This is a genomic window from Coleofasciculus sp. C1-SOL-03, from assembly GCF_040220555.1.
Lineage (GTDB): Bacteria > Cyanobacteriota > Cyanobacteriia > Cyanobacteriales > Coleofasciculaceae > Coleofasciculus.
The window spans coordinates 1-14,017 of the sequence record NZ_JAVJUO010000232.1 but is presented as its reverse complement, the minus strand read 5'-3'; the positions used below and the strand labels follow the sequence as shown (position 1 = coordinate 14,017).

General features: G+C 46.7%; 15 protein-coding genes and 1 pseudogene. 7 read left to right on the top strand and 9 right to left on the bottom strand.

The features are described from left to right. Positions 1 to 575 (bottom strand): annotated as a pseudogene (locus RIE73_RS35300) (hypothetical protein); the annotation flags it as partial. Positions 576 to 1,512: 937 nt separating this feature from the next. Here RIE73_RS35300 and RIE73_RS35295 point away from each other — a divergent pair. Further along, entirely contained in the window at positions 1,513 to 1,719 is a 207-nt protein-coding gene (locus RIE73_RS35295; protein WP_446405600.1) for a hypothetical protein, read from the top strand. Next, complete coding sequence (locus RIE73_RS35290) at positions 1,716 to 1,976, top strand: ParE family toxin-like protein (RefSeq protein WP_446405599.1); 261 nt, start codon at positions 1,716 to 1,718, stop codon at positions 1,974 to 1,976. Before RIE73_RS35295 ends, RIE73_RS35290 begins: the two co-directional genes overlap by 4 nt. Before the next feature lie 398 nt (positions 1,977 to 2,374). Here RIE73_RS35290 and RIE73_RS35285 read toward each other — a convergent pair whose 3' ends face one another. The 4 genes from RIE73_RS35285 to RIE73_RS35270 form a co-directional block, all read right to left on the bottom strand. After that, a complete protein-coding gene (locus RIE73_RS35285; RefSeq protein ID WP_446405598.1) occupies positions 2,375 to 2,548 on the bottom strand; it encodes a hypothetical protein in 174 nt (57 codons plus the stop codon). Continuing rightward, entirely contained in the window at positions 2,548 to 2,730 is a 183-nt protein-coding gene (locus RIE73_RS35280) for a BrnT family toxin (RefSeq protein ID WP_446405597.1), read from the bottom strand. Before RIE73_RS35280 ends, RIE73_RS35285 begins: the two co-directional genes overlap by 1 nt. Then, on the bottom strand, positions 2,714 to 2,845 hold the full coding sequence (locus RIE73_RS35275) for a BrnT family toxin (RefSeq protein ID WP_446405596.1): 132 nt from the start codon (positions 2,843 to 2,845) through the stop codon (positions 2,714 to 2,716). Before RIE73_RS35275 ends, RIE73_RS35280 begins: the two co-directional genes overlap by 17 nt. 549 nt (positions 2,846 to 3,394) lie before the next feature. Next, on the bottom strand, positions 3,395 to 3,733 hold the full coding sequence (locus tag RIE73_RS35270) for an element excision factor XisI family protein (protein ID WP_446344310.1): 339 nt from the start codon (positions 3,731 to 3,733) through the stop codon (positions 3,395 to 3,397). Between the two features lie 334 nt (positions 3,734 to 4,067). On the opposite strand from RIE73_RS35270, the gene RIE73_RS35265 reads away from it, so the two are divergent. Together RIE73_RS35265 and RIE73_RS35260 are read left to right on the top strand one after the other, a co-directional pair. Next, positions 4,068 to 4,256, top strand: coding sequence for a papain fold toxin domain-containing protein (locus RIE73_RS35265; RefSeq protein ID WP_446405595.1), 189 nt, complete (start codon positions 4,068 to 4,070; stop codon positions 4,254 to 4,256). A gap of 55 nt (positions 4,257 to 4,311) precedes the next feature. Next, positions 4,312 to 4,668: a hypothetical protein gene (locus RIE73_RS35260; RefSeq protein WP_446405594.1), complete on the top strand. Its 357-nt coding sequence runs from the start codon at positions 4,312 to 4,314 to the stop codon at positions 4,666 to 4,668. Between the two features lie 492 nt (positions 4,669 to 5,160). On the opposite strand, the gene RIE73_RS35255 is transcribed toward RIE73_RS35260, so the two are convergent. Together RIE73_RS35255 and RIE73_RS35250 are read right to left on the bottom strand one after the other, a co-directional pair. Further along, a complete protein-coding gene (locus RIE73_RS35255) occupies positions 5,161 to 5,310 on the bottom strand; it encodes a hypothetical protein (protein WP_446405593.1) in 150 nt (49 codons plus the stop codon). Continuing rightward, entirely contained in the window at positions 5,300 to 5,557 is a 258-nt protein-coding gene (locus RIE73_RS35250) for a hypothetical protein (RefSeq protein WP_446405592.1), read from the bottom strand. Before RIE73_RS35250 ends, RIE73_RS35255 begins: the two co-directional genes overlap by 11 nt. 1,261 nt (positions 5,558 to 6,818) lie before the next feature. Here RIE73_RS35250 and RIE73_RS35245 point away from each other — a divergent pair. Both RIE73_RS35245 and psb35 read left to right on the top strand, forming a co-directional pair. Further along, positions 6,819 to 9,173 (top strand): transglycosylase domain-containing protein, encoded by a 2,355-nt coding sequence (locus RIE73_RS35245; RefSeq protein ID WP_446405601.1) that lies wholly within the window; start codon positions 6,819 to 6,821, stop codon positions 9,171 to 9,173. A gap of 187 nt (positions 9,174 to 9,360) precedes the next feature. Then, positions 9,361 to 9,570, top strand: coding sequence for a photosystem II assembly protein Psb35 (psb35, locus tag RIE73_RS35240; RefSeq protein WP_446379004.1), 210 nt, complete (start codon positions 9,361 to 9,363; stop codon positions 9,568 to 9,570). A 162-nt stretch (positions 9,571 to 9,732) separates the two neighbouring features. On the opposite strand, the gene RIE73_RS35235 is transcribed toward psb35, so the two are convergent. Further along, positions 9,733 to 10,293, bottom strand: coding sequence for a cyclic nucleotide-binding domain-containing protein (locus tag RIE73_RS35235; RefSeq protein WP_446405591.1), 561 nt, complete (start codon positions 10,291 to 10,293; stop codon positions 9,733 to 9,735). A gap of 348 nt (positions 10,294 to 10,641) precedes the next feature. Between RIE73_RS35235 and RIE73_RS35230 the strand changes: the two genes are divergently transcribed. Then, positions 10,642 to 12,876 (top strand): caspase family protein, encoded by a 2,235-nt coding sequence (locus RIE73_RS35230; protein ID WP_446405590.1) that lies wholly within the window; start codon positions 10,642 to 10,644, stop codon positions 12,874 to 12,876. A 169-nt stretch (positions 12,877 to 13,045) separates the two neighbouring features. Here RIE73_RS35230 and RIE73_RS35225 read toward each other — a convergent pair whose 3' ends face one another. Continuing rightward, on the bottom strand, positions 13,046 to 13,618 hold the full coding sequence (locus RIE73_RS35225) for a hypothetical protein (RefSeq protein WP_446405589.1): 573 nt from the start codon (positions 13,616 to 13,618) through the stop codon (positions 13,046 to 13,048). Positions 13,619 to 14,017 lie beyond the last annotated feature (399 nt).

Here is a 14,017-nt window from a genome sequence, read left to right as displayed (position 1 = left end):
ACGAAAAATAGGGCGTTTCGGCTTTTAGAAGTTAGCTTGACCGAACAAGATTCTGTACGGTTTTCCTCCCTTGTCCTCTTGTCCCCCTTGCCCTCCTTGTCTTGTCCCAACCATAAAATAAAAAACCTACACCTGTAAGCCTTCATTCCCCCCCTCCCGGCTAAATGGAAACACCGGGGCGAAAGATGGGGGTGCAGGTGTTCAGTTAAACCAATCGCCATTGCCTTCAACACCAACGCATCCAACGAGGACCAATACTCCACCCGCTCATCCCCAGCCCAAAACACCCGTAATTCCCGAAACCTATAGGTTCCTTCCCGCAATTGCTGCTGGAGACGGGATTTTTTCTCATCCCACCAGCGCCGCACCTGCCAAACATCCGAATTGAAATGATGGTGGGCGCGTTTAGCACACAACCACCCAAAAGCCTGGTCTAATACCTGATCCGACGCAATGCGATCGATTAACATCTTCCCTTGTTTATCATCGTGGTGGCACACCGAAAATGGTGGATAAGAAATGTAGGGGCGCACCGACGTGCGCCCGTTTCCCGTCGCCTGGTGCGCCCAACTCAACCATTAATCTATTCCACAATTTTAGCTGTACACCTCCGTGTGATATCTTGTCCGGTGGAATACTTACACTATCGGTGGAGAGAAGGCAGAAGGCTCCAAGGGAAGGAAGAAGATTGCAAGGCAAAAGGGAATAATGACTGTTTAGGCGGACATGATATGAGAAAGTGCTGTCTACTAAGCAATCGTGCGATCGCAGTACCTCTGTGTCAAGGTACAAATAATGTCAGGGCAAAATAATGTCAGGGCAAATATTATAATAAGGGCGCACGTCAGCAAGGGCGCACGTTAGGCAAAGGGCGCACGTCGGTGCGCCCCTACATAATCCGCAAATCCTTTATCGTCGTTCCATTCCCTGCACGGGATGGATGATTAACCATCAGCGACATTCTGCGATCGCTCCCCTTTAAGTTGAGCTTTGAAGTGATGAGGAAAGAGTCTATAGGTGGACACATTTTTCCATGATGAAATAGTACCTAAAAAATTAGCCCAAGTCAAGCCGCTATCGTATAAATGGGTAAAAATGTAAGAGCGATCGCAACACTGATTTCACGGATTTATAGAAACGTTTTGGGTGGGGAGTGAGAGGTTAGCCCCACTGATTTCACGGAGGCGTTAGTTCTCAATAGCCAGAAGATGTAAGAATTGTCGGGAAATTATTAAGTTCTCTGTGTCAATCTGTGTGCTTCACGCTTTGTGTCTTCTCTTTAGTGCCACTCAATCGGTGTAATCTGTGTTTTTGAAGTGATCAGGAAAGAGTCTATAGGTGGACACATTTTCCCATGATAAAATAGTACCTAAAAAATTAGTCAAAGTCAAGCCTCTATCGTATAAAAGGGTAAAAATAGAAGTGCGATCGCGTTAGAGTTAGGTTGAGACGTGAAGCCAAGGAAAGCCAAAAGCTCTATAATTTAAAAGGATCTGTAAAAAATGAGGACTTATGACTAAGAGTGACTTAAGGGAAATTGAACGTGCTGTCAGTCAACTCTCCGATGAAGATCTGGTAAAATTTAGGACTTGGTTTGCTGAATTTGATGCAGCCAATTGGGATCGGCAATTTGAGACAGATGTTGTGGCGGGTAGGCTCGATGCACTAGCCGACAAAGCCTTAAACGATTTACGACAAGGAAGATGTACTGATTTGTGAAACATCGAGCTACCCCCGATTTTTGGTATTATTATCGACAGCTACCCTCTGACATCCAAGAACTTGCTGATAAATGTTACGAGTTGCTCAAACAAGATCCTCGATATCCCTCACTACATTTAAAGAAAGTCAGTCGATTTTGGTCAGTTAGAATTGGTTTACACTACAGAGCGATTGCAGTCGAACAGGATAATGATCTAGTTTGGTTTTGGATCGGAACACACGCCGAATATGACAAACTATTAGGCTCAAAGTAGCGATTACCATAACACTGATTTCACAGATTTATGGAAACGGTAGCGGTGGGGTGTGAGAGGTTAGCCCCACTGATTTCACAGAGGCGTTAGTCCTCAATAGCCAGAGGATGTAAGAATTGTCGGGATATTATTAAGTCCTCTGTGTTAATCTGTGTCCTTCACGCTTTGTGTCTTCTCTTTAGTGTCACTCAATCCGTGTAATCTGTGTTTTTGAAATGATAAGTATAGAGTCTATAGGCTGGCACATTTCCCCATGATGAAATAGTACCTAAAAAATTAGCCAAAGTCAAGCCTTTATCGTATAAATGGGTAAAAATAGAAGTGCGATCGCGCGATTGGTAGGTTGAGTGCGATCGCCCCATCAATTGGTTCGCCGAACGCTTTCAATCAGCTTTATATTAGCTCTCTCGCCATTCATTCACCAATATCTCAACTTCAACGCCCTTCTCATTAGCAAGCTTGTTCATCACCTCATTGACATCGGGTTCAAGATAAATGGGAAAGTTAAAAACGGCATCAGGATGATAAAACTTGCCACGTTCACCCTTAGAAAAATCATAGTCTGCTTTCATTAATTCTCCTCCCTATACTGTCTCATTTCTCGATTTGTTGCTTTCCGTGCCGAAATAATCCGAATTTGGCACAATTCATCGTTAATCTGTTCGTAAGTATGTACGACAACGCGAACCAAACCTGTGCTGTCTATTCCCATCGTAATCCAGCGTTCTTCATCCTGGCTATGTTCTAAGATCATAAATAGATAGCTGATTGGGATCGTTAAAGATTGTCGCGGCTTGACGAAAAGAAACTCGGTGTTTACGAATGTTTTGCTGGTCTTTGGTCGAGTCCCAATCAAAGCTATAACGCAATCCTTACCTCACTCTCTGCCTAGGCTACAACAATTCTAACTTAGCTGTTGCGATCGCACGATTATCAGTGTACTGGGTGGGAAGGTGTTAAGCCTGGTTATCCGATGGGGTTCAACCAAGGCGCGATCGCAGCATCTGTGTGTCAAGGTACAAATAATGTCAGGGCAAATATTATAATAAGGGCGCACGTCAGCAAGGGCGCACGTTAGGCAAAGGGCGCACGTCGGTGCGCCCCTACAATATTATCCCCAAATCCTTTATCGTCGTTCCATTCCTTTCACCGGATAGGATGATTAACCATCAGGGAAATCCTCTGATCGCTCCTGTTTCTGTTTTGCTTTGAAGTGATCAGTACAGAGTCTATAGGCTGGCACATTTTCCCATGATGAAAGAATACCTAAAAAATTAGCCAAAGTCAAGCCTCTGTCCTATAAATGAAATGGGTAAAACTAGAAGTGCGATCGCCTATCCTAAAATTGAGGATAAACACCAGCGCGATCGCACCCACTTTCCTTACAAGTCAACCCTTAGACGATACCAACGGTTAAGCTACGCTAACGCAAATTCAGTATATTGTCTAACATGAGGTGGATGAAACGCTAAAACAATCTCCTCTCGTGTAATTCCTTTGTGTAACAAATCTGTCGCCACTCCATCCTCTGTCCAATCTTCCTCAATCCAAATTTTGTTATCTTTTAAACGAATATGAATCATCACACTCTTAATCCGCTCATCCTTGTGCCATCCCATCAACAGCAAAAGGTACTGATCGTGTACCTGATCAAAGGCTAAAGCACTTTCAGTTGTCGAACCCGATTTTTCATTGAGTTGATGATACTCTGTTAAAATATCTTGGATGATTTGCCGATAATGCTTTAATCTATCCATAACACTGATGTTACTGATTTATAGAAACGGTAGCGGTGGCGGGTGAAAGATTAATCGCACTAATTACACGGAGGCGTTAGCGATCGCTGTTTGGGTTAGTAGGGTGCGTTACACTTCGTTAACGCACCATCCAAACATAAAACGGTGCGTTACGGCGCAAAAATCCCCAATTTTTTAACATGAACCCAAGCCAGCGCCTAACGCACCCTACGGGATAAATAATTCATGCGATCGCGCTTTGGCTGCATCCCATCGGATAACCAGGCTCAACCCCTTCCCATCCTGTACATTGATCAATCGTGCGATCGCGTTAGGGTTGGGTTAACGAGGAAGAGTGGGATCACCCAAGGAACGAAAAAGTTTAAGCCCAAATCAAGGAATTGCCGTGAAAATAGGGGAAGAAGAACTCATCTTTGATAATATTCATCACCAGGGCATTTCCCGAAAAGCTTGGCTGAATAACCTCTACTGTCCCATCAAAGACTTTGGCGGCGATTTCCAAATTACAGAGACTGACTTTTAAATCCTAATGGGAATTGAGTTAAAATAAAGTGACAATCCAAACCAAGAGGTGAAAGATGAGTGACTTATATGATCTACTCCAGAAAATACAAAAACGACCTTCAATGTACCTAGGAAAGCCCCATATTAGCAACCTGCGCTCTTGTTTATCAGGTTATAACCTAGCCCGCCGTCAATTAGGAATTCCCCCAACCAAACACGAGCAAGAATTTGTCGAATTCCCAAATTGGATCAAGAAAAAATTTAACATTAGTACAGGACAATCCTGGGATAATATAATACTATTTTATTCGGAAGATGAAAGAACCGCTTTGAATAAATTTTTTGAATTATTTCAAGAATTTACCCAAGAATCAGAGAAAAACGGCAAACATGAATCCACAGAAGAGCAAGTGGAATCGCCAATCTTGTAGTCGCGTAGCACCCCGAAGTCAAATAGATGAACATTACATATTACAGAAGGGGAGAAACCGTAGGGGCGCACCGACGTGCGCCCTTGGTCAGACTGCGACGTGCGCCCTCGGTCTCTTTCACAGAGGCGTTAGTTTTCAATAGCCAGAAGATGTAAGAATTGTCGGGAAATTATTAAGTCCTCTGTGTCAATCTGTGTGCTTCACGCTTTGTGTCTTCTTGGGAGTGCCATCCAATCGGTGTAATCTATGTTTTTGAAGTGATGAGGAAAGAGTCTATAGGCTGGCACATTTTCCCATGATGAAAGAATACCTAAAAAATTAGCCAAAGTCAACCCTCTATCGTATCAATGGGTAAAAATAGAAGTGCGATCGCGTTAGGGTTGGATTGAGGGGAGAGAGTGCGATCGCCGATCAAGTGACATGATAAGCCGTAATAGCAACTGCGCCATCTGGACTATAAATTGCTTCTATTCGCCTGAAACTTGCGTGAACCTACCAAACTTTAATCCGATTTCCTTTAGCTGGAGCCGTACCCACCTGACTATATCCGGCAGCAATTAAAAGCGCTTCAAATGCAGGAGTTGGCAGAATTTTAACCGTGATTTTGGCAATGCCATCCAGATCATGCTGATCAAGGGTCATAGCTACCTTGATAGGTACTATAGATCCGATACCCAGGTAGAACCAGTGCTATACCCCACCAACTATGAATAATTCCAGGATAGGTTTCTTCCGGTTCACTCCCACCTAACCTAATTTTCAGATCACCTAGCCAAAGATAAAATCCTGGAACGAGACTATCTAAGCTGTAAGCGATCGCTTGCAATTGAGAATCGGATTGTTGCCTAGGTTTAACTGACTTTTTTTTATCCGAGTGAGACGTTGACATAAACAGAATTTGAAGTGACGAGTATAGAGTCTATAGGTGGACACATTTTCCCATGATGAAATAGTACCTAAAAAATTAGCCCAAGTCAAGGCTCTGTCGTATAAATGGGTAAAAATAGAAGTGCGATCGCTGTAGGGTGTGAAAACGCAAGTGTAACGCACCATCCCAACCGAAAACGGTGCTACTGCGGCGAGAAAATCCTCAATTTTTTAACTAAACCCAAGCCAGCGCCTAACACACCCTGTGACTTATATGACCTAATCCAGAAAATTCAAAAACGACCTTCAATGCACCTAGGAAAGCCCCATATTAGCAACCTGCGCTCTTGTTTATCAGGCTATAACCTAGCCCGCCGAAAATTATGAATTTCCCCAACCAATCATGAGCAAGAATTTGTAGAATTTTCCAATTGGATCACGAAAAAATTTAATGTTAGCACAGGACAATCCTGGGATAATATAATCCTCTTTTATTCGGAGCATTACATAACATATTACAGAAGGAAAGAAACCGTAGGGGCGCACCGACGTGCGCCCTTAGTCAGACTGTGTCCTTTGGTGGTAGCGGGTGAGAGGTTAGTCACACGCTCTTTCACAGAGGTGTTAGTTCTCAATAGCCAGAAGATGTAACAATTGGCGGGAAATGTGCGCTTTGATCTCCCCTGATAGTATTAACCCTATCTGAAGTCGGCTGGAGAGCCTCATTCTATCTAGGTAATCTGTGTTTGGCTCTCCAGATGTTACCTCTTTAAGTGCGATCGCCTCATGGTGTCCGAACTGGCCCCCAATCCTAGCATCCCTGGGTACGGTGGGATTTTTCCAATAGTTGAGATACAATTTGAGCGCTGGAGTGACTTAAACCCCTTAAAAATAAAAAATGATAACCATTGGTAGACAAAATCGATTGCCCCCCTGGGATGCCTCAACGCCAACGAAAGCGATGCTAGGATGACGCTAGATTGCCAAGTCTTACGCATCGGGATTTTACTGAGAAGGAAGCTTGGCTTCATCCATCCGGCAAATTTTGATCCCAAGCCCTAAAATAAGCAAAAGGTCATGGCGGCTTGTGGTTTAATTGAGGAGTTCAAGTGTCAAATTCTATCCCAAAGCACGAAGATCCATCAAGTCAGTTGAATTCAGAGGCAGTAACGGAACAAGAAACCCAGGCTGCCTCAGAGGATCAGATTCAACCCGACTCCCAGCCAAAACCGTCACCAGGCTTGGGTCTGGTGAGACGATGCCAACGGGGGGTAACGGTGACGATGAATGGGATCAAGGGCATTCCTCGTACCCTAGTGAAGACATTTGTCGGACCCCCTCCTATCTATCGTCGGCGTAAGTTTTGGGTGGGGATAGGAATGGTGGGGATCAGTGGTGGGGCGATCGCCTTCGGTTTGGGTTGGCAAACCCTGGAAGAAACCTTACCGGAGTCCACGGATGATGTGTTGACCTATATCCGGGATGAGACAATTACCGTAAAAGCCGCCGATGGTACGATTCTCCAGCAAATTGGACCAGCGACTCACGATAATCTAAAAATATGGGAAATTCCCGACAAGCTGAAACAAGCATTTATTTCGATAGAAGACCAACGCTTTGAAAAGCATAGCGGACTGGATTACCAAGGGATTGTCCGGGCGGCGTTCTCGAATCTGTTAGCCAGAGATGTGGTGGAAGGCGGCAGTACGATTACCCAGCAGTTGGCGCGAATTGTCTATTTTGATCAGCAACAAACCCTAGGGCGTAAGCTCAAAGAAATGCGGATGGCGCAAAAAATTGAGCAGGATTTGGAGAAAGATCAAATCTTGGAGCGCTATTTGAATCTAGTGTATTTGGGGTCTGGGGCGTATGGTGTCGCGGATGCAGCTTGGGTGTATTTTAGTAAACCCGTTACAGAATTGACCTTGGCGGAAATGGCAACCTTGGCAGCTTTGCCACCCGCACCCAGCGAGTATTCTCCCTTTATTAACAAAGAAATAGCCCAAGAGCGGCGGAATGTGGTGCTGCGCCGGATGCAGAAAAATGGGTATATTACCGAAGGGGAAGCAGACGCCGCGATCGCGACTCCCTTAAGGACAAAGCGCAGCAACCCGAAGCGTTTAGACCGACAGGCGTCTTATTTTACCGAATATATTCAACAAGAACTGCCGAAATACGTTCCCCCCGATGTTTTAGGCAAAAAGGGATTGATTGTGGAAACAACCCTCAATCCGCAGTGGCAAGTAGCCGCAGAAGCAGCGGTGGCAGAGACAATCGAAACCTATGGCAAATACCAACGGTTTGAACAAGCTGCATTAGTGGCAATTGATCCGCGTAATGGTCAAATCAAAGCCATGGTTGGGGGGAAGGAGTTCTTAGATCAGCAATTTAACCGCGTCACCCAGGCACAACGTCAACCGGGTTCGACATTTAAAACATTTGTTTACACAACCGCGATCGCGGCGGGTTTCTCTCCCTATCAAAGTTATCAGGATGCCCCCTTTGTTGTTGATGGCTATGAACCCAAGAACTATAGTGAAAACTTTCGCGGTTGGACTTCGATTCGGGATGCTCTCACCCATTCAGTGAACATTGTGGCAGTGAAAACCTTAATCAAGGTGGGTTGGGACCCAGTGGTGGAAATTGCCGAGAAAATGGGGATTGAATCACCCCTGAACAAAACCTATTCCTTGGCTTTGGGGGCGTCAGAAGTGAATTTATTGGAGTTAACCAGTGCTTATGGTACTTTAGCCACTCAAGGCGTACATGTCCACCCCCATGGGATTCGCCGCATTCTGGATCGCCAGGGTAAGGTGATTTATCGAGAACAGATCCAACGCGAGCGAGCCATTGACGAAGACACTGCCGCCATTATGACCTGGATGCTCCGCAATGTGGTCACGTCTGGGACAGGGGGGAACGCTCAGTTACGCGATCGCGCCGTAGCGGGCAAAACAGGAACCTCAGACGAATCCCGTGACCTCTGGTTTATCGGCTACATTCCCCAACTGGTAACTGGCGTTTGGCTGGGTAATGATGACAATAAACCGACTTGGGGAGCCAGTAGCACCGCCGCGATCGCTTGGCGCGAATTTATGGAAGAAGCGGTGGAAAATATGAGGGCGGAAGACTTTCCGGATCGACCGAATAAACTCGATGGTCGAGAAGGGACGATTGAAGCCAAGCCGATTGAGCCGAAAAAAACCTATACCAAGAAGACAAACCAGACTCGCTCTAGCAGAAGACGAACAAGCCGCCGCGCTGCGACCACCAGACGTTCAACCTCTCGTTCCACCAGTCGTAGTTATTCCCCACGACGTTCAACCAGCAGTCGCAGTCGCACTAGGAGCCAACCTGCACCCGCCCGTTCCTCCCGTCGCCAAGCCCCGGTTCGCAACACAGCGCCCAGCAATCCACCCCCCAGACGCTCAGCCCCCGCACCCAAACCCGCTCCGCCAGCCCCAGCACCTGCCCCAGCTCAACCTGCTGCGGTTTCGGCTCCGCCAGCCCCTGCACCTGCTCCAGCGCCTGTAGCACCGCCCCCAGCGCCTCCAGCGTCTCGCAAAGCGGCACCTGCACCCGCTCCGGCGGCACCTGCACCTGCACCAGTAACAGCTCCTCCTGCGTCTGAGGAGTAAAGTTGTGACCCTGAGGGGGTGACAAGGGACTTGAGGGTACTAATGGGTGTCGATCTCCCTCATCTCCCTCATCTTCCCCATCTCCCCAACCTCTTTATCACCGCAATTCGGTCTCAGGGGTGATAGATACTCCTGAAAGTTTTGATAGGATAACCAAAATAGGATAAGGAGTGAATCTATGAATTTTATGAATTTATTGATGGAAGCAGGAGCGGCTCAAGCTTCTGAATTTCCCTTCTCGTTTACATTGGTCTATGTAATTGGCTTTATCGCCGCTGTTGTCCTTGGCTCTATCGCCTGGTATAACTCCAAGCGCCCAGCCGGTTGGGAAAATAAAGATCGTCCTGACATTGTACCCAAGGTTGATACGCCAGAGAATTCCAGCCAACAGAAGTGACATCCTCCCACACCATAATCTTTGATTTGGTGTGGGCTTCCCAAATCACTTTGAGAACTTCCTGGTTATTCCCTTTCGGGATTTCGCCACTTGGATGGTTTTGAGTTACCTCAACCCCTGGTAGAACGGCTTAGCACACTAACTACGGAAGACCCGTCCCCATTAATCTGGAAGCACCGCATGGTCATTATTTCGCAAACGCCTCAGGAGCCAATCGAATCGGGCTTGGGCAAGGGGTACATTATCAACGACTTCTTGGGATAACTCTTCAGTCTCATTCTCATCCTTGAGCCAATCGGTTTTGGCATAACCCAGATATCGTACTGTACCCCGTAATCGAGTAGACAGAAAAATCGCGATCGCCCGATAGAAGCGTGAGGCAAATCCTTCGTCTTTTTGCAGTTTTTCCAGGAGATGATCACGAGGAATGGATAAGATTAGAGCGGTTTCCACCGCCTGAACCGTAGCCGAGGGCGGACGAGTATCGGCAAAAGACATTTCCCCGACAACTGCACCACTGGTTAAGCGAGCGATTGTCTTGCCTTGCAAGGCAGAAACTGATACCGATAACGTTCCCTCTAGCAGAATCAGCAGGGTATCGATGGGCTTACCTTCCTCAATGAGGAGGGTTCCTGCGGTAACTTCCTTTCGGTGTCCCACAGCGAGCATCCAATCCATGTCATCGTCATTCAGTTCACCCAGTAAAAAAAATACTTTTTTCATTTGTCATGCGTCAAGCGTCATTTGTCATTCGTTATTGGTAATACTTGTGTATCTCCCAGCCAGCCATCTACGTCTTTTGTGGTTGGCAAGAGTTTGAGAAATATTTACAGAACATAATCATAAGTGCATAACCTATAACAATTCAGAGATAGGGGAATATATCAGCAACTTTCTATCCCAAAGCGGCGATGGGTGAAACCCTACCGAATTGGTTAAAATTATAGCTTTTAAGCAAAGCGCGATCGCTAGGTCTGTGGTTGTCTGCCAGAATTCCCGGTTAAGGGAAACGTCAGCACCCTGATGCCCGTCTTGCTCGATCATAGACCGATTTAAGGGAACCATTGCATTATGCCGAAACTCAAGCGCCGTCATTTTCTCCAATTAGCCGGATCAACTCTCGCTACGGTGGGTTTGAGCCAATTGGACTTAATCCGCCAAGGACATCGCTATGCCCAAGTTCTCGCCCAAAGCACTCCCCGCAAATTGGCGTTATTGGTGGGTGTGAACAATTATCCCGCCCCTATCCCTACACTACAAGGATGTTTAACCGATGTGGAGTTGCAGTATGAATTGTTGGTGCGACGCTTCGGGTTTAATCCCCAAGATATTCTCATGGTGACCGATGAAACCCCGATTCAACCCACCCGTCAAGGCATTATCGATGCCGTGGAAAGCCATTTAATTCAACAGGCAAAACCGGGAGATGTGGTGGTTTTTCACTACTCTGGACATGGTTCACGAGTGATTGACCCCAACCCGATTAATCCCGATGATTTGAATAGCACTATAGTTCCCAATAACCGTCAAATTGAAACCGGGAAAGAGGCGGGGAAGGTGCGGGATATTATGGGCAGAACTCTGTTTCTGTGGATGTCCGCTTTAGACACCGAAAACGTTACCGTCGTCATGGATAGCTGCCATTCTGGGGGGGGATTGCGGGGAAACTTTTTGGTTAGGGCGGTTCCATCTCGTCAGGGGAGTGGGGAGGATCAAGCGAGTCAGCAGGAGTTTGAGTATCAGCAACAGTGGTTATCGCGGTTGAATTTAACCCCAGACCAATTTCAGCAACGGCGTCAGCAGGGGATTGCTAAGGGGGTGGCGCTGGGTTCGGCGGCGCAAAACCAATTGGCGACGGATGCACCATTCGGGGATTTTCATGCGGGGGCGTTTACCTATTTGCTGACGCGATATCTTTGGCAACAACCGATGAGTGAACCGTTGAGTACAGTGTTTGTGAATTTGGCGCGGAGTACCAAGGATGTGGCGAATTCGTCGGGTATTATCCAAGATCCAGTTTATGAAGTGGAGCCAGGGAGCGATCGCGAACAGGAACCGATTTACCTTCTAGAACCCTCAACCCCAGCCGCTGAAGCCGTGGTACGAAACATAGAGGGCGATCGCGTGGAGTTTTGGTTGGGGGGAGTCTCGTCTCAGAGTTTAGAAGCGTTTCAAGCAGGGGCGATTTTTACGCTGATCAATCAACAGCGACAAGTTCAGGGGGAAGTGGAACAAACCTCACGGGTTGGTTTAGTGGGGTATGGAAGAATGCGATCGCAAGGGCGGGCGATTCCCGCAGAGGGGATGTTAATGCGGGAACGAGTACGAGGCGTTCCGGCTGATTTAAGCTTACGAGTGGGACTTCATCCCTCGCTGGGAGAGGATATTTCAGCCGCCCGTACCGCCCTCAAGTCGGTGAGTCGGGTAACGGTGGTGCCAATGAATCAAGAGGCTGTGGTGGATTATATTATCGGGCGGATGACGAATGAGGCTATCCCCCAGGCGCAACACCAAGGAATGAACCCCTTACCCCCCGTGGGCAGTTTGGGGGTATTTACGGCGGGATTAATTCCGGTTCCCGATTCCTTTGGCATGTTGGCAGAGTCGGTAACAACAGCTATAAATCGCCTGCGCCCCCGTTTAAAGGCATTACTAGCGGGGCGGATTTTGCATCTGGTTCTCAACAGCAATACCTCTAACTTAAATGTGGCGATGACGATTCAGCCTGTGGCGGGCGGCGGATTAGGGATTCGGGCGGGGAGTCGGGCGGCGGAAAATGCCGGGGTGATTCCCACAACCATCGCCAAGACTAGCTTTAAACAGAACACGGAAATTCAGATAGAGGTACAAAACCACGAGAGTCAAGCCATCTATGTGGGAGTATTAGCGATCGGTTCTAATGGGAACATTGTGGTTTTATTTCCCTATTGGGATGCCCCAGAAGATGCGGCATTAGTCACACCTGGACAGCATTTAATTATACCGCCTCAAAGTAACCCACCCACGGAAAATGATTTTCACTTTATTTTAGACGGAGTTGGTTTTGTGGAACTATTAGTATTAGCCAGTACGGAACCCTTGCGGGATGCGCTGAAGGGCGTACAGAAAATTGCCCGAACCGTAAAAGCCGATTTTCGTCAACCCTTACTGTTAGCCGAAGATGAACCCGTGGAAGTCATGGAAGCATTTGTCAATGATTTGGATCGCCACTCCCGTGGGGCTGGGATTAAAATTTCACGCGGGATTCGTGGCGTAGACACCCAGAAGCTAGCGGCGTTTTCCGCAATGATTGAGGTGATTGAGTGAATTAAGTAAGTAGGTGGACACAATTAAAGTTAGCGGTGGAGATTAGGGAACAGGGAATAGGGAACAGGGAACAGTAATGGTTTGAGGCTTGTCTGCATAACTTAATCTAGTTAAGTTTATTTCCACCAACCTACTTAGAAGGGTAGAAGAGTAATGCTGATTATCAAGTCTAAACCCAAACCGTAAAAACATAAATAAAATAGGCTAAATAAGACACCCCAATTAGCCCGACACTCATTCGACCTGTGATCGATTGATAACTTTGGACTAGCACAACACAGCTTATAATAACAGCGAGAATTTCCAGAATAGTGACAATAGTGCCATAATGATGCGGGTCCCAATAGGAAACCGGACTCTGAAACCGCCAATTGGAAAACGGGAAAAAATGCCGATGGGCATCATTATGATGCAGAGGAAAATCACCGACAATATGTAAAAACATGCTGGAGAATAAAATAATTCCAATCTGGGAACCAAACCAGCCTGTAAGAACTAAGCCAAAGAGAATGAGGGGAATAGAATTAAAAACATCAATGAAATTTTGCCAGCTTTCTTGGTGATACGCTTCTCGCCAAATTTTCATTTCCGGTGTCCCCTTAATCACTTTTTCCACAAAGTAAAACACAAACATCGGCGCATCAGGGAGTAATGCACCGATGACGACTGGAGTGAGAATACTGGAAGTATCCTGGCGTCCTAGACATAGCATATTAATAATGATGTGGGCTGGGGTATTCATGGTAGACAGGATGGGAAACGCTTTGAGCAAGCCCTAATTACTGTATTGTAATTGTAGTGGACTGACACAGCTAAAATTGTGGAATAGATTTGACAGTGAAATTGGGCGCACGTCGGTGCGCCCCTACGATTCTAATCCACCAAATAAGGTGTGCCACGCCAGTAGGGTGGGTTAGGTGGATATTTAATTAGAGAAATAACCGTTAAATGTTCTATCCGCCGTAACCCACCAGACCCCTATCTGTCTGAGTCAAGTCCAGTAGCGTGGAATTTTTTAACGCAGAGGGACGCAGAGGTAAGCGCAGAGGGACGCAGAGTTTGTCGTCAGCAATAAACCTGGATATGAGCAAACTGAATACACTTTTTGACTCATACAGCAGAGTAATGGGGTTTCAGTCAT